This window comes from Achromobacter sp. SIMBA_011, assembly GCF_046535435.1.
In the GTDB taxonomy this organism is placed as follows: Bacteria; Pseudomonadota; Gammaproteobacteria; order Burkholderiales; family Burkholderiaceae_B; genus Achromobacter; species Achromobacter dolens.
Map to the genome: position 1 here is coordinate 1,160,442 of NZ_JAWRWN010000001.1, position 15,393 is coordinate 1,175,834.

Sequence of the window (15,393 nt, forward strand, 5' to 3'; positions counted from 1 at the left end):
GGAAAGGGCCTCCGTATTCAGGCGCGGCCAATGGCGCGGTTGACGGCCGACGCCACCGCGTCGGGCTGGAAGGCGCGCCAGCGCGCGGCGATGTGCTGGTCGGGGCGGATCAGGTAGGCGGTGCCGGACAGCGCGTCATAGCGCTGAGCCAGCAGCCCTTCGACGTCGATGACCCGCGCCAGGTCATCCGGCCAGCCGGCGGCGTCGCAACCGGGGCTGGCCACCAGCACGGGCTTGACCGGTACCGCCGCCAGGCGCAGCGCGCGCAGGGCCTGCAGGGTCTGGGCGTCGGGCGGAGCGTCGCCGCAGAACAGCGCCAGCGTGAAGCCCGCGCCCAGTTGCGACAGCCACCAGGGCGAGTCGCCGGACCCGCGCACCGGCGCGTCCAGCGCCACCGCGCCGGGCCGCATGCGGCCGGCGAAGGTGTCGCTGTCGGGGCTGTTCAGCGGCGAATCGATGTACGTGGCGGGCAGCGACAGCCGGCCGCTGTTGACCAGCGAGCGCGCGAACGCATGGGTGCGGGCCAGGTTCAGCACCGCGTTGCGGAAGCTGCGGCTGATGTCGCTCTTGGGCGTGATGAAATCGGTGGCGCGCGACGAATTCAGGATGTTCTCGTCGGCGGCATGCTCGCGCTCGGCGGCGTAGCTGTCGATCAGCGATTCGGGCGCGTGGCCGGCCAGCACCAGGCGCAGTTTCCAGGCCAGGTTCTCGGCGTCCTGCACGCCGCTGTTGGCGCCGCGCGCGCCGAAGGGCGAGACGCGGTGCGCCGAGTCGCCGGCGAACACCACGCGGCCGTGGCGGAACTTGTCCATGCGTTCGCAGGCGAAGGTGTACACGCTGACCCATTCCAGGTCGAACTGCGCGTCCGGGCCGAGCAGGGCGCGGATGCGCGGCAGCACGTTCTCGGGCTTGACGGCCTCGACCGGGTCGGCGTTCCAGCCCAGCTGGAAGTCGATGCGCCAGACATTGTCGGGCTGCATGTGCAGCAGCACCGATTGGTTCGGGTGGAAGGGCGGGTCGAACCAGAACCAGCGCTCGGCCGGGAAGTCGGCCTTCATCTTGACGTCGGCGATCAGGAAGCGGTCGCGGAAGATGCGGCCATGGCTTTCCTGGCCGATCAGCTTGCGCACCGGCGAACGGGCGCCGTCACAGGCCACCAGCCAATCGGCGCGCAGCGCGTAGCCGCCTTCGGGCGTGTCGATCGACAGCACCACGCCGTCGCCGGCCTGCTCCAGCCCCACCACCTTGTTCTTCCAGCGCAGGTCGATGTTCGGTTCCTGGCGCGCCTGCTCGTACAGATAGCCCTCGGCGTAGTACTGCTGCAGGTTGATGAACGCGGGGCGGCGGTGGCCGGGCTCGGGCAGCAGGTCGAAGCGCCATACTTCCTGGTCGCGGAAGAACACCTTGCCCACGTTCCACGACACGCCCTTGTCGACCATGCGCTGGCCGACGCCGAGGCGGTCCCAGATCTCCAGGGTGCGCTTGGAAAAGCAGATGGCGCGCGAGCCGGTGGACAGGCGGTAGTCGTCATCCAGCACCACCACCCGCACGCCCTGGCGCGCCAGGTCCAGCGCCGTGGTCAGGCCGACCGGGCCGGCGCCCACCACCACCACCGGATGGCGCGCCTGCGTCGCGGCGGCCTGGTCGGCGTGTTTTTCATAGGCGAACTCCATCGCCTGAAAGTCGATGTCTCCCACGGTTGTCTCCTGTGTGGGTCATTTTGTTTTTATGCGCGGCGCCGCGCGCTGCCCGCGGCCGCTGGCCGGCGGGCCGTGCGGCGCCGTTTCAATCGGTGGAACGGCGGCCGGCGAGCCGGCCGCGCGGGATCAGCCCTCCAGCTGGGCCCACATTTCCAGGTCGCGCTTGTCGGTCCAGATGCGCGGATGGACGTGGCCGGTGGCCTCGTCGTAGGCGCGCGATACGTCGAACGGCATGCAGTGGTCGAAGATGACCCAGTCGCTGTAGCGCGGCTTCATGAAGTCGTAGACCTCGCGGTAGATCGTCTTCAGGTCCTTGCCCTCGGCCACGCCGCGGTTGACCGCGCCGTACAGGTCGGTCAGGAAGGCGCGCGTGCCGGCCAGGCCCTGGCGCACTTCTGTGGCGTTCTTCAGCGCGGGGCCGCGGCCAGGCACCATCTTTTCGGCCTCGAAGCCCGACAGCGCATCCAGCGTGCTGGGCCAGTCGCGGAAGTAGGCGTCGCCGCAGTAGGGGGTGGACTGGTATTCGACCAGGTCGCCGGCGAACAGGATCTTCTGCTCGGGCAGCCAGGCGATGGTGTCGCCCTTGGTGTGGCCGCGGCCGACCTGCAGCAGCTTGACTTCCAGGTTGCCCAGATTGACGGTCATCTCGCCCTTGAAGGTCATGGTGGGCCAGACCAGGCCAGGGGGAATCGATTCGGCGTTGCGGAACAGGCGCGGGAAGCGGCCGATCTCGCTGGCCTTGTCCTGCTCGCCGCGCTCGGCGATCAGGTCGTAGGTGTCGCGGCTGGCCAGGATCTCCTGGGCGTTGTAGGCCGAGGCGCCGAACACGCGCACCGCGTGGTAGTGCGACAGCAGGATGTACTTGATCGGCTTGTCGGTGACTTCGCGGATGCGGCGGATGACGTCCTGCGCCATCACCGGCGTGGCCTGGGTGTCGACCACCATGACGGCCTCGTCGCCGATGATCACGCCGGTGTTGGGATCGCCCTCGGCGGTGTAGGCATAGGCGTTGTCGGACAGCTTTTCGAACGACACGACCTTGTCGGCCAGGTCGGCGTGCGAAGCGAATTGCTTGCTCATGGAGGCTCCTTCCACTTTTATAGGAATAGGGTGTGTGGAGGGACTATAGCGTGGCGTTAGTGGTTGTGCAATACGTTTGCTATAAACGAATAGACCCTTTTTGGCAGGGATTTCCCTGGGATTTCGGGCGGGGGCGCCCAAATGCGTCCGGGCCGCGCTGGGCGGCCCGGAGGGGAACCTTTCAGGCCGCGGGCGGCCCCAGGGAATTGGATGTGCTGGCGTGCGCGCTCAGGTCTTCTGGCACTTCGGGCAGTAGTACGTGGCCCGCTGGCCCTGGACGATGCGCTTGATCGGCGTGCCGCACACCCGGCAGGGCTGGCCGGCGCGCTCGTAGACCGCCGCGTGGATCTCGAAATACGCGCCCGGCTCGCCGGTGGCGCCGACATAGTCGCGCAGGGTGCTGCCGCCGGAGGTCAGGGCGTCGGCCAGGGTGGCGCGCACCATGTCCGCCAGGCGGTCGCAGCGGGCGCGCGACAGTTTGTTGGCCGGGGTCTTGGGATTGATGCGGGCGCGGAACAGGCTTTCGGAGGCGTAGATATTGCCCACGCCGACCACCGCCATGCCGGCCAGCAGCACCTGCTTGATCGCGGCGCCGTGGTTCTTGAAGTGGTGGTGCAGCCAGGCGCCGTCGAAGCGCGGGTCGAACGGCTCGATGCCGAGCTTGGCCAGCAGGGGGTGGTTTTCGACCGGTCCGTCCGCTTCGGGATGCCACAGCACGGCGCCGAAGCGGCGCGGGTCGTGCAGGCGCAGCACCGCCTGGTCGAAGATCCATTCGACGTGGTCGTGCTTGCGCAGGAATTCGCCCGGGGCCACGCTGCGCAGCGACCCGGACATGCCCAGGTGCACGATCTGGGTGCCGTGGTCAAAGCGCAGCAGCAGGTATTTGCCGCGCCGGCCGCATTCCTGCACGGTGCGCCCACCCACCAGGGCGGGCAGGTCGGCCGGGATGGGCCAGCGCATCCGGGACTCGTGGACGATCAGCCGCGTGAGGGGGCGGCCGGTGATGACAGCGTCGATTCCGCGACGCGTGGTTTCAACTTCAGGCAGTTCCGGCATGAGCCAGTGTAAGATCATCAATTGCGTGTACGAAGATTGTGCCACCAACCGGACGGGCCGCGTGAAGTCGTCTTTCAAACAAATGAATATCGGGATTGCCGCGCTGGCGCTTGCGTTGGCCTCCGCCCTGGCCCCTCAGGCCCAGGCCGCCGACAGCCGGACGCGGGATGCGACCGGCCCCCGCATGGCGCCCCAGAACCGCCAGCCAGAAACCGAGGTGATCCGCCTGCGTCCGGGCCAACTGCCCTACGTCTCGCTGACCGCCGACATCTTCTACCGCGTCCTGGCGTCGGAAATCGCCGCCCAGCGCGGCATGTACGGCACCGCCGCCAACACCATGGTCGGCCTGGCCCGCGACACCGGCGATCCCCGCCTGGCGCGCCGCGGCCTGGAATTCCAACTTGCCGGCGGCAATCTGCCGGGCGCCCTGGACGCCGCCCGGGTCTGGGCCCGCCTGTCTCCCAACGATCTGGAAGCCAGCTCAACCGAACTGGCGCTGGCCGCCGCCAATGGCCAGACGAAGGGCCTGTCGCAGGCCCTGCGCAACCGCATCGAAGCCTCGCGCGACAAGCCCGCCGCCATCGGCCAGGCCCTGGCCGTGCTGAGCCGCCTGAACGATCGCCGCCTGGCGCTGCGCATCCTTGACGAAGCCCTCAGCGACAGCGTGCGCAAGCTGCCGGCCGCCCATCTGGCGCTGGCCGACGTGGCCTCCGCCGCCGGCGACTACCCGCGCGCCTCCCAGGAGGCACGCGCCGCCCTGGCCGCCGATCCCAAGTCTGAACCGGCCGCCCAGCGCGTCCTGGAGTACGGCGCCAAGGTCGACCCGCAGCGCGCTCAGGCCGATGCCCGCGCCTATATCAACCGCAATCCCAACGCCCGCAAGGTGCGCCTGATGCTGGCCGGCCAGATGGCCGACGCCGGCGACTACAGCGGCGCGCTGGCCGAGCTGCAGGCCATGTCGCGGCGCTCGCCGGAAGACTTCGACCTGCTCTTCATGCAGGCCCAACTGGCCTACAAGGCCGGCCAACTGCCGCAGGCCAAGACGCTGCTGCAGCAGTACCTGGACGTTCAGAACCAGCGCCAGCGCGCCATCGTGCCGGGCGCCACCGACGCCGGCGCCGCGGCGGCCGACGCCCACGTGCTGCTGTCGCGCATCGCCGAAGACCAGGGCCAGTACGACGAAGCCATCGCCGAACTCGGCCGCATCGACGATCCGTCGCTGCGTTTCTCGGCGCGCATGCGCCAGGCCGCCCTGCGCGCCAAGTCCGGCCGCATCGACGACGCCATCAAGATGGTCGACGCCGCCGCGCCCCAGGACGAGGAAGAACGCACCCTGGGCGTGCTGACCAAGGCGCAGATCCTGCGCGACGCCGACCGCGTCGGCCAGGCCGTGTCGGTGCTGGAAGCGGCCGACCAGGCGCTCCCCGACACCGTCGAAATCAAGTACGAGCTGGCCATGCTGTACGAGCGCCAGGACCGCCTGGCCGACCTCGAACGCATGTTGCGCCAGGTCATCGCGCTGGATCCCGAGCACGCCCACGCCTACAACGCGCTGGGCTACACGCTGGCCGACCACAACCAGCGCCTGCCCGAGGCGCTGGATCTCATCACCCAGGCGCTGGAACTGTCGCCCAACGACCCGTTCATCCTGGACAGCATGGGCTGGGTCAAATTCCGCATGGGCGACCAGGTCGCCGCGGTCGATTACCTGCGCCGCGCCTATGGCGTGCGGCCCGAGGCCGACATCGCCGCCCACCTGGCCGAGGTGCTCTGGACCCAGGGCAAACGCGATCAGGCGGTCGAGCTGCTGCGCGCCGCGGTGCAGAAGGATCCCAAGAACAAGACCGTGCTCGACGTCATCAAGCGCCTGGGGGTCAGCCTGTGACGGCAGCGTTGCGCGGCAGTCTGGGCTGGATGCGCTGGGCGCTGCTGGCCATGCTGGCGTTCGTGCTGGCGGCCTGCACCACCACGCCCAAGCCCATTGAAGGCACGTCGCCGGATGCGTTCTCGCGCATCGGCCGTTTCGCCATCACGGTCAACGAGGAAAGCGGCAGGCAGAATGCCGTGCAGGGTGGTTTTTCCTGGTCTGACGACGGCCGTCGCTACGTGCTCGACCTGACCAACCCGCTTGGATCGACCGAGGCGCGCGTCGAGGGCCAACCCGGCGCGGCCAGCCTGACCAAGGCCGACGGCACCCGCCTGGTGGCCGACAACCCCGACGCCCTGGCCGAAGACGCCCTGGGCAGCAGCATGCCGGTGTCCGGCCTGCGCGATTGGCTGCGCGGCAGGCTGCCGGGCCAGCCCGAGGCCAGCGATGTCTCCAACGACGAGCTAGGCCGCCCCGTGGCGTTCGAACAGGGTGGCTGGCGCGCGCGGTTGTCGCGCTACGACACGCTCGGCCCCCAGATGCTGGTGCTCGAGCGCCAGGAGCCTGGCCGCCGCATCATGGTGCGGCTGGTCGTCAACAAGCCCTGATTCCCGCCGCTTCATGACCCGCGCGACGGCCCTTCGGGGCCGTTGTCTCGTCCGTCGGTAGCACGTCCCTCCGGCTTCAATTTGGCAAATAAGCGTTGCAAAACCGACTCTGTTACTGATTGATAGATTCTGTTTAGCCTGAATAATCCTCCGATCCCCGCGCGCACGACCCCTGCGCGCGGCATGCAAGGCCGGCGGTCGCGGATCGCGCCGCCGCTTTTTTACGGAGAATGCCAATGTTCAGGAATACGCGAATCGCGACGATGCTCTTGGGGATCATCGCGCTGTTTTTCACTTTCCAGTTGCTGGTGGGCGGCATGGGTTTCGTCGCCCTGCGGCAGACCAACCAGGACGTCGGCCAGCTCTATCGCCTTTCCTCGCAACAGGTCAATGCCGTCAACACGGCGGCGTTGTCGCTGGTCGCGGCGCGCACCGACCTGAGCCGCTACGCCACCCGGGTGGCGCAGGGCAATGCCAGCGACACCACCGCGCTGCGCCTGGCGCGCCAGCGCATCGCCGCGGGCGACCGCGCCTTCCAGGGCTTCGCCGGCGGCCTGTCGGCCGACGAGAAGGTCGTGTCCAAGGACCTGATCGAGGCCTACACCAACCTCAGCAACAACCTGCAGAACGTCGGCAAGGTGCTGGAGGCTGGTGACATGGACGCCTACTTCAAGCAGGGCACGCAGCAGGTGCAGGAACTGCTGGTGTCCGAGCGTGACGCCTTCATGAAGCGCGCCGAGGCCACCGGCCAGGAGGTGATGGACGAGATTTCGCTGTTCCACATGATCTTCTCGTACCTGCTGGCCGGCATCCTGGTGCTGGGCCTGTTGATGGCGGTGGGCGCGCATGTGCTGATCCGCCGCATGATCGTGCGGCCGCTGCTGGAAGCCGGCGACATCTTCCGCCGCATCGCCGAGGGCGACCTGACGCGCCGCGTGGCCGATCGCGGCCGCAACGAGATCGGCGCGTTGCTCAACGCCCTGCGCGCGATGCAGGACAGCCTGGTGCGCACGGTGTCCACGGTGCGCCGCGGCGTCGATGAGATCAACGTCGGCGCGCGCGAAATCTCGTCCGGCAATGCCGACCTGTCCAGCCGCACCGAAGAGCAGGCCGCCTCGCTGGAGGAAACCGCCGCCAGCATGGAAGAGCTGGCCACCACCGTGAAGCAGAACGCCGACACCGCGCGCGAAGCCAACCGCATGGTCGCCGCTTCGGCCGCCGTGGCGCAGCGCGGCGGCGAGGCCGTCTCCAGCGTGGTCGAGACCATGCGCGCCATCCAGGGCAGCTCGTCGCGCATTTCCGACATCGTCGGCGTGATCGATGGCATCGCTTTCCAGACCAACATCCTGGCGCTGAATGCCGCGGTGGAAGCCGCGCGCGCCGGCGAGCAGGGCAAGGGCTTTGCCGTAGTCGCCAGCGAGGTGCGCACATTGGCCCAGCGCAGCGCCGCCGCCGCCAAGGAAATCAAGCAGCTCATCGAGGACTCGGCGCAGAAGGTCGGCGTCGGTTCCGAGCAGGTCGAAACCGCCGGCGCCACCATGCGCGAGATCGTCGATTCGGTGCAGCGCGTGACCAGCCTGATGGGCGAAATCTCGGCCGCGTCGGAAGAGCAGGCCACCGGCATCGACCAGGTCAACCGCGCCGTGACGCAAATGGACGGCGTGACCCAGCAGAACGCCGCGCTGGTGGAGCAGGCCGCCGCCGCGGCCGGCGCGCTCGAAGAGCAGGCGCGCCAGCTGGCGGGCGCGGTGGCAGTGTTCAAGCTGCCGGAAGGGCAGGTGATCGAGGCCCCGGCCGAACGCCTGGCCGGCCGCGTCGCGCCGCAGATCGCCTGATCCGTGGCCGAGGGGGGCGTCGGGGGCCGGGTGATCGCTAAAATCGACCCGTCTGTCTTTTTTCCCGATCCGCCGTGACCCTCTACGACGTACCCGCACCCGCCAAGGTCAACCTGTTCCTGCACGTGGTGGGCCGCCGTGCCGACGGCTACCACCTGCTGCAGACCGCCTTCCGCTTCATCGATCTGTGCGACACGCTGCATTTCGAGGCGCGCGCCGATGGCGTCATCAGCCGCGCCGCGGAATTGCCTGGCGTGTCCGAAGAGGAAGATCTCACCCTGCGCGCCGCCCGCGCGCTGCAACAGGCCACCGGCACGCGCCAGGGCGCGCAGATCGCGCTGGAAAAGCGCATCCCGCAGGGCGGCGGCCTGGGCGGCGGTTCGAGCGACGCGGCCACTGTGCTGATCGCCTTGAACCGCCTGTGGGGCACCGGGCTGTCGCGGCGCGAGCTGATGGAACTGGCGTTGCCGCTGGGCGCGGATGTGCCGGTGTTCGTGTTCGGCCAGTCCGCCTTTGCCGAGGGCGTGGGCGAAAAACTGACGGCGCTGGACCTGCCGGCGCGCGCCTATCTGGTGGCGCAACCGGACGCGAGCGTGCCGACCGTTGGAATTTTTTCCGCACCCGATTTGACAAGAGATTCTTCTTACATCACAATAGCGGACTTTCTTGCTTCGCCTACATTTTCCTTCGGGAAAAATGATTTGGAGCCGGTGGTCTACCGACTTTATCCTGAGGTTCTCAGGGCATCGCGGTGGCTTGCAGAGCAGGGTGTGTTGAAAAACACGGGAACCCAAGTTCGCATGTCGGGATCTGGCGCGTGTTTGTACGCCGAGTTTTCCGAGCTGTCGGAGGCCGTTTTGGCGAAAACGGAAATTACCGCTACAATGCGCGGCGCTGTTGAAGCAAACTGCAAAAACGCAGATGACACAGACAGCACAACGCATCCACGGTTCCGGTTAGTGCAGGCGTGTCCTGGGTTGACTGAACATCCGTTGCGGAATTGGATTGCAAGATAGTTGGGGAGTCGCCAAGCTGGTTAAGGCACCGGATTTTGATTCCGGCATGCGAAGGTTCGAATCCTTCCTCCCCAGCCAACCGAATACATAACAAAGCTGTTGAACACGCCTGTAAGACACTGGCCCGGGTTCAGCAGCTTTTTTATTTTCCGGTTCCAGCAGGTTCTCGCATCACCTCGTTAGTGTCTCGAAACGACCATCGCATCATCCATCATGGCAAACGATAGCTTCATGATCTTCACGGGCACGGCCAACACTCGGCTGGCCGTGGACGTAGTCAACCACCTCGATATGTCCCTGGGCAAGATGACCGTCGGTCGCTTCTCGGACGGCGAGGTGATGGTCGAGATCAACGAGAACGTGCGCGGCAAGGACGTCTTCGTCCTGCAGCCCACCTGTGCGCCTACCAATGACAACCTGATGGAAATCATGGTGATGGTCGATGCCCTGCGCCGCGCCTCGGCCGGCCGCATCACCGCCGCCATTCCGTATTTCGGCTACGCCCGCCAGGACCGCCGCCCGCGCTCGGCGCGCGTCGCGATCTCGGCCAAGGTCGTGGCCAACATGCTGCAAGTGGCTGGCGTCGACCGCGTCCTGACGATGGACCTGCACGCCGACCAGATCCAGGGCTTCTTCGACATTCCCGTGGACAACATCTACGCCGGTCCGATTTTGCTGGGCGACATCTGGCGCCGCAATTTCTCGAACCTGGTCGTCGTGTCCCCGGACATCGGCGGCGTGGTGCGCGCCCGCGCGCTGGCCAAGCAGCTCGAAGCCGACCTGGCCATCATCGACAAGCGTCGTCCGCGCGCCAACGTGTCGGAAGTGATGAACATCATCGGTGAAGTCGACGGCCGCACCTGCATCATCATGGACGACATGGTCGACACCGCCGGCACGCTGTGCAAGGCGGCCCAGGCCCTGAAGGACCGCGGCGCCGGCGCCGTCTACGCCTATTGCACGCACCCCGTGCTGTCGGGCGGCGCCATCGACCGCATCGAGGCGTCGGAACTGGACGAACTGGTCGTCACCGACACCATTCCGCTCTCCGAGCAAGGCCAGGCCAGCGGCAAGATCCGCCAGCTGTCGTGCGCCGCGCTGCTGGGCGAGACCATCCTGCGTATCTCGAACGCGGAATCGGTCAGCTCGCTGTTCGTCGACTGACGCCAGCCCCCCACCGTTTTTTGTGTCCTGCTGGTCGCGGCAGGACATAAGCAACACGGCGCACCTGTTGTGCGCCGTGTCTTTAACCGGTGAAGTCCGCTTCGCCATTTTTTGTTTTTGGAGTTTTCCATGAAATTCACTGCCACTGCGCGTAGCGTCCAGGGTTCGAGTGCGAGCCGCCGCCTGCGCCGCGCGGGCCGCGTTCCCGCCATCGTCTATGGTGGTTCGGCTGCCCCGCTGAACATCGAACTCGACCACAACGAGATCTACCACGCCCTGCGCAAGGAAGAGTTCCACGCTTCGATCCTGCAAATGCAGCTCGAAGGCGCCAAGGACGAACAGGTCCTGCTGCGTTCGGTTCAATGGCACGCCTACAAGCCGCAAGTCCTGCACGTGGACTTCCAGCGCGTCGACGCCAACCAGGCGCTGCGCACCAAGGTGCCGCTGCACTTCGTGAACGCTGAAGTCTCGCCGGCCGTCAAGCTGAGCGGCGCGATCATCAGCCACGTCGCCACCGAACTGGAAATCACGTGCCTGCCGTCGGCGCTGCCCCAGTTCATCGAAGTCAACCTGGCCGACATCCTGGCCGGCGCTTCGATCCACCTGGCCGACATCAAGCTGCCGATGGGCGTGACCTACGTCCCGCACGGTGGTGAAGAGAACCCGCTGCTGGCCGCCGCTGTCGTCAAGGGTGGCGCTGCCGCCGACGACGCCGACGCCGCTCCGGCCGCTCCCGCCGCCTAAGTCCTGTCGGAAAGCCTCGGCTTTCCGGCGGCTTGCGCCCGAAACCCTGCGTGTGCATTTGCATGCGCAGGGTTTTTTGGTTTAAACACCCCCCATCATGTCTATTCCCATACGCCTCATCGTGGGATTGGGTAACCCCGGTCCCGACTACGAAACCACCCGCCACAACGCGGGCTTCTGGCTGGCCGACCACCTGGCGGACGACCTGCGCGCCTCGTTCGCGCTGGAGAAGTCGTTCTTCGGCATGGTGGCCAAATCCCGCCTGGGGGCCGACAACGTGCTGCTGCTCAAGCCCAACACCTACATGAACCGTTCCGGCCAGGCGGTCGGGGCGCTGGCGCGCTTCTACAAGCTGACGCCGGAGCAGGTGCTGGTGCTGCACGACGAACTCGACCTGATGCCGGGCCAGGTGAAACTCAAGCAGGGCGGCGGCCACGCCGGCCACAATGGCCTGAAGGACATCCAGGCCGCGCTCGGCAGCCCGAACTTCTGGCGCCTGCGCATCGGCATCGGCCATCCGCGCACGCTCGGCCTGGCGCAGCAGGTGGCGGACTTCGTGCTGCACCCGCCGCGCCGCGAGGAGCAGAAGGAGATCGAGGCGGTCATCGACCGCTGCCGCGCCGTGGTGCCCGCCATGCTGGCCGGCGACTTCGCGCTGGCCACCCGCCAACTGCACAGCGGCAACGACGCCTGATGGACGGCGCTCCGGCTTCCGCCGAATCGCGCAAGCTGCGCTTCCGCAGTGAGCTGGCGGATTTCTGGCGCTTCGTGCGCCGGCCGCGTCCGCTGCGGCGTCTGTCCGGCCGCACGCCGGCGATCGGCTGGGTGTCGGACTGGTGGCCGGGCGTCGGCCCCGGACGCCTGCTGGCGTGGGCCGCGGTGCTGTGGCTGATCAACCTGTTCGCCCTGGGGCCGGTGGCGGTCGCCGCGGCCGGCGTCGGCGGCGTCACGCATCGGCTGGACCCGGCCAACATCCCCTGGCTGACGGCGGTGATCTGGGCCCCGCTGGTCGAGGAAATGCTGTTCCGCTACGGCCTGCGACGTCCCAGGCAGGCGCTGTGGCTGTGCCCGGCGCTGCTGCCGGTGGTGCTGTACGGCCCACGCATCTGGACCGGCCTGCTGCTGGCCTCCTTCGTGCTGCTGGCCTGCTGGTCGCTGCGCCCGCGCCCCGAGCCGCTCAAGGGCTGGAACACCGCCTGGCGGCGGCATTACCTGAAACACTTCGGCTGGGTCTTCCACCTGGTGGCGCTGACCTTCGCCGCCGTGCACCTGACCAACTTCGTCTTCAACCACACGCCGTACTGGCTGCTGCCGCTGCTGGTGCTGCCGCAGTGGGTCACCGGCCTGGTGCTGGGCTGGATCCGCATCCGCCGGGGCATCGGCGCGGCGATCGCGCTGCACGCCATGTTCAACGCCGGCCCCATTTTGCTGATCTGGGCCGTGATGCGCTGGGCCCCCACGGCGGCCGGTTGAGCCGTCCGTCCCCCCGGGCGCGGTCATCATGGCGCGCCGCCCGGCGGGGTAAACTAGAACGTTAACGATCAATACCGTACTTACACAGGATTCCCATGGCTCTGCAATGCGGCATCGTCGGCCTGCCCAACGTTGGCAAATCGACACTCTTCAACGCTCTGACCCGCGCCGGCATCGCCGCCGAGAACTATCCGTTCTGCACCATCGAGCCGAACGTCGGCGTGGTCGAGGTGCCGGATCCGCGTCTGCAGAAGCTGGCCGAGATCGTCAAGCCCGAGCGCATCCTGTCGGCCACGGTTGAATTCGTCGACATCGCCGGCCTGGTGGCGGGCGCCAGCAAGGGTGAAGGCCTGGGCAACCAGTTCCTCTCGCACATCCGCGAAACCGACGCCATCGTCAACGTGGTGCGCTGCTTCGAGGATCCCAACGTGATCCACGTGGCCGGCAAGGTTGATCCGATCGCCGACATCGAAGTCATCGAAACAGAACTGGCGCTGGCCGACCTGCAGACCGCCGAAAAGGCCCTGCAGCGCCACCAGAAGACCGCCCGTTCCGGCGACAAGGAATCGCAGCGCATCGTCGCCGTGCTGGAAAAGTGCGTGGCGCAACTGAACGAAGCCAAGCCGATCCGCGCGCTCGACCTGTCCACCGAGGAAAAGGCCGACATCGCCCAGCTCTGCTTCATCACCGCCAAGCGCGCGATGTATGTGGGCAACGTGGCCGACGACGGCTTCACCAACAACCCGCTGCTGGACCGCCTGACCGAATTCGCCGCCGCCCGCAACGCGCCGGTGGTCGCCATCTGCGCCGCCATCGAGTCGGAAATCGTCGACCTGGACGACGCTGACCGCCAGGCTTTCCTGTCGGACATGGGCATGGAAGAACCGGGCCTGAACCGCCTGATCCGCGCCGCCTTCAAGCTGCTGGGCCTGCAGACCTACTTCACCGCCGGCGTGAAGGAAGTGCGCGCCTGGACCGTGCCGATCGGCGCCACCGCGCCCCAGGCCGCGGGCGTCATCCACACCGACTTCGAACGCGGCTTCATCCGCGCGCAGACCATCGCTTACGAAGACTTCATCGCCTACAAGGGGGAGCAGGGCGCGAAGGAAGCGGGCAAGATGCGGGCGGAAGGCAAGGAATACATCGTGCAGGATGGCGATGTGATGAATTTCTTGTTCAACGTCTGATCGGGGCGGTCCATTCTTAGTTAATTGCTGGGTGCTCGGCAGTCTATGGTGGTTGTGAAAGGTCTTCCACACCCCTGCTATGGTCTGCCGAGTGCCAATCGCTCGTCCGACTCTGGACGATTGCGTTGAAGTTAAGGGTTGATGAGTCTGTCGTCGCGCGGCTTTGACTGGGGGCGTTCTGAGGGGGGCGGGCGTGAAGTCCAATTCGGCCACTTATTTGATGGCCGTCGAATAGCGGTAATGAATCCGCCAATGTGGGTAATGAGTCGGAGAATTACCCCGTTTGAACGTTGTGAGATGCGACACCTGCTGAAATTGGTGTTGCCTTCCGGCTGTGTTCGTCTTGAAATGATGCATTCACATGTCAAGATCTCATCGGCTTACGAGCTATTCCTGCAAGACCCGCATGAAGTAGCCGTCGAGTATGGTGATCCGAATGAACCAATGGCCGAATACCAGCAAATCACCCAACGACTCGCCGAGACACGACGGACGCTGAAGACAGAACTACTGGCCGCGCTCAATGCCCCCGGTGGGGACGCAGCATGAGCGACAAACCCGCCTCCTTGATGTCCGTGCCCGAAGGCTACGACCACTGGCTGGGAGAGCTGAAAGTCCGCATTTCCACGGCTCAACAGCAGGCGGCGCGTGCGGTCAATCGCGAGTTGGTGCTGCTCTACTGGCAGATCGGTCAGGACATCTTGCAACGGCAGACCGAACAAGGCTGGGGAGCCAAGGTCATTGAGCGGCTGGCCCATGATCTGCGCACCGCTTTCCCTGACATGAAAGGGTTTTCCCCGCGCAACCTCAAGTACATGCGTGCCTTTGCCCAAGCCTGGCCGGATGCTTCATTTGTGCAAGAGGTGCTTGCACAATTGCCCTGGTATCACCAACTGGCGTTGCTGGACAAGCTGCCCAGCCATGAAGCCCGCCGTTGGTATGCTGCTCGGGCCATCGAGCATGGTTGGTCGCGCAATGTGCTGGTTATGCAGATTGAAGCCAGGCTGCTGGAACGCAATGGTCAGGCCGTCACCAATTTCGACACGCGCTTGCCCGCGCCACAATCCGACCTTGCACGCGAGTCGCTAAAAGACCCCTACCGTTTTGACTTTCTCGGCCTGACCGAGGAAGCGCAGGAACGGGCAATCGAAAACGCCCTGGTCAAACACGTTACCGAGTTCCTGCTGGAGCTGGGCGCGGGTTTTGCCTTTGTTGGACGGCAAGTGTTGCTGAACGTGGGGGGTGAGGAGTTCTTCATCGACTTGCTGTTCTACCACCTGAAGCTGCGCTGTTACGTCGTCATCGAACTCAAGGGAGGCGCCTTCAGGCCAGAGCATCTGGGGCAACTGGGTTTTTACCTCACCACCGTGGATCGTCAGGTCAAGCACGAACAGGACAACCCCACCATTGGCCTGCTGCTGTGCAAGAGCAAAAACAAGGTGGTGGCCGAATACGCCTTGGGTGACAAAACACAACCCATGGGTATTGCTGAGTACAAACTGTTGGAATCCTTGCCTGAAGAACTGCAAACCAGCCTGCCTAGCATCGAACAGATCGAGCGGGAACTGGGAGGCGAGCATGAATAAGCACACCGCCGAATGCTTGCGTGCATTAAAAATGTATGAGGCTGACGAGGGCGCGAATCCGCTTGCGCCGGTAAGGG

14 protein-coding genes and 1 tRNA gene are annotated in these 15,393 nt (G+C 66.1%); 12 read left to right on the forward strand and 3 right to left on the reverse strand.

The features are described from left to right. Nucleotides 1-17: 17 nt before the first annotated feature. From SB816_RS05360 to mutM, 3 genes are all read right to left on the reverse strand, one after another. Complete coding sequence (locus tag SB816_RS05360) at nucleotides 18-1,697, reverse strand: FAD-dependent oxidoreductase (RefSeq protein ID WP_144655542.1); 1,680 nt, start codon at nucleotides 1,695-1,697, stop codon at nucleotides 18-20. Nucleotides 1,698-1,826: 129 nt separating this feature from the next. Then, complete coding sequence (locus SB816_RS05365) at nucleotides 1,827-2,780, reverse strand: MBL fold metallo-hydrolase (RefSeq protein ID WP_049076171.1); 954 nt, start codon at nucleotides 2,778-2,780, stop codon at nucleotides 1,827-1,829. Between the two features lie 228 nt (nucleotides 2,781-3,008). Further along, the gene (gene mutM, locus SB816_RS05370) at nucleotides 3,009-3,836 is read right to left on the reverse strand and encodes a bifunctional DNA-formamidopyrimidine glycosylase/DNA-(apurinic or apyrimidinic site) lyase (RefSeq protein ID WP_175189032.1); all 828 of its coding nucleotides are present in this window, start codon (nucleotides 3,834-3,836) and stop codon (nucleotides 3,009-3,011) included. Between mutM and SB816_RS05375 the strand changes: the two genes are divergently transcribed. From SB816_RS05375 to SB816_RS05430, 12 genes are all read left to right on the forward strand, one after another. After that, the gene (locus SB816_RS05375) at nucleotides 3,835-5,721 is read left to right on the forward strand and encodes a tetratricopeptide repeat protein (protein ID WP_054500689.1); all 1,887 of its coding nucleotides are present in this window, start codon (nucleotides 3,835-3,837) and stop codon (nucleotides 5,719-5,721) included. The genes mutM and SB816_RS05375 overlap by 2 nt on opposite strands. A 29-nt stretch (nucleotides 5,722-5,750) precedes the next feature. Further along, entirely contained in the window at nucleotides 5,751-6,311 is a 561-nt protein-coding gene (gene lolB, locus SB816_RS05380; RefSeq protein WP_054500690.1) for a lipoprotein insertase outer membrane protein LolB, read from the forward strand. Between the two features lie 236 nt (nucleotides 6,312-6,547). Then, a complete protein-coding gene (locus SB816_RS05385; RefSeq protein WP_054500691.1) occupies nucleotides 6,548-8,146 on the forward strand; it encodes a methyl-accepting chemotaxis protein in 1,599 nt (532 codons plus the stop codon). 74 nt (nucleotides 8,147-8,220) lie between these two features. Further along, entirely contained in the window at nucleotides 8,221-9,162 is a 942-nt protein-coding gene (gene ispE, locus SB816_RS05390) for a 4-(cytidine 5'-diphospho)-2-C-methyl-D-erythritol kinase (protein WP_144655539.1), read from the forward strand. A 1-nt stretch (nucleotide 9,163) separates the two neighbouring features. Next, nucleotides 9,164-9,240, forward strand: a tRNA-Gln gene (locus tag SB816_RS05395). 135 nt (nucleotides 9,241-9,375) lie between these two features. Next, nucleotides 9,376-10,326, forward strand: a complete 951-nt coding sequence (locus SB816_RS05400) for a ribose-phosphate pyrophosphokinase (protein WP_006227587.1) — start codon at nucleotides 9,376-9,378, stop codon at nucleotides 10,324-10,326. A gap of 129 nt (nucleotides 10,327-10,455) precedes the next feature. Continuing rightward, nucleotides 10,456-11,070, forward strand: a complete 615-nt coding sequence (locus SB816_RS05405) for a 50S ribosomal protein L25/general stress protein Ctc (protein ID WP_006385925.1) — start codon at nucleotides 10,456-10,458, stop codon at nucleotides 11,068-11,070. Between the two features lie 97 nt (nucleotides 11,071-11,167). Further along, on the forward strand, nucleotides 11,168-11,764 hold the full coding sequence (pth, locus tag SB816_RS05410; protein ID WP_026384832.1) for an aminoacyl-tRNA hydrolase: 597 nt from the start codon (nucleotides 11,168-11,170) through the stop codon (nucleotides 11,762-11,764). After that, nucleotides 11,764-12,543 carry a type II CAAX prenyl endopeptidase Rce1 family protein gene (locus SB816_RS05415; protein ID WP_410546594.1) on the forward strand — a complete coding sequence of 260 codons (780 nt, stop codon included), beginning with the start codon at nucleotides 11,764-11,766 and terminating at the stop codon, nucleotides 12,541-12,543. The genes pth and SB816_RS05415 overlap by 1 nt, the downstream gene beginning before the upstream one ends. A gap of 95 nt (nucleotides 12,544-12,638) precedes the next feature. After that, the gene (ychF, locus tag SB816_RS05420) at nucleotides 12,639-13,730 is read left to right on the forward strand and encodes a redox-regulated ATPase YchF (protein WP_054500693.1); all 1,092 of its coding nucleotides are present in this window, start codon (nucleotides 12,639-12,641) and stop codon (nucleotides 13,728-13,730) included. Nucleotides 13,731-13,871: 141 nt separating this feature from the next. Next, nucleotides 13,872-14,279 carry a hypothetical protein gene (locus SB816_RS05425; RefSeq protein ID WP_410546595.1) on the forward strand — a complete coding sequence of 136 codons (408 nt, stop codon included), beginning with the start codon at nucleotides 13,872-13,874 and terminating at the stop codon, nucleotides 14,277-14,279. After that, the gene (locus SB816_RS05430; protein ID WP_144655537.1) at nucleotides 14,276-15,316 is read left to right on the forward strand and encodes a YhcG family protein; all 1,041 of its coding nucleotides are present in this window, start codon (nucleotides 14,276-14,278) and stop codon (nucleotides 15,314-15,316) included. Before SB816_RS05425 ends, SB816_RS05430 begins: the two co-directional genes overlap by 4 nt. The last annotated feature ends 77 nt before the right edge of the window (nucleotides 15,317-15,393 follow it).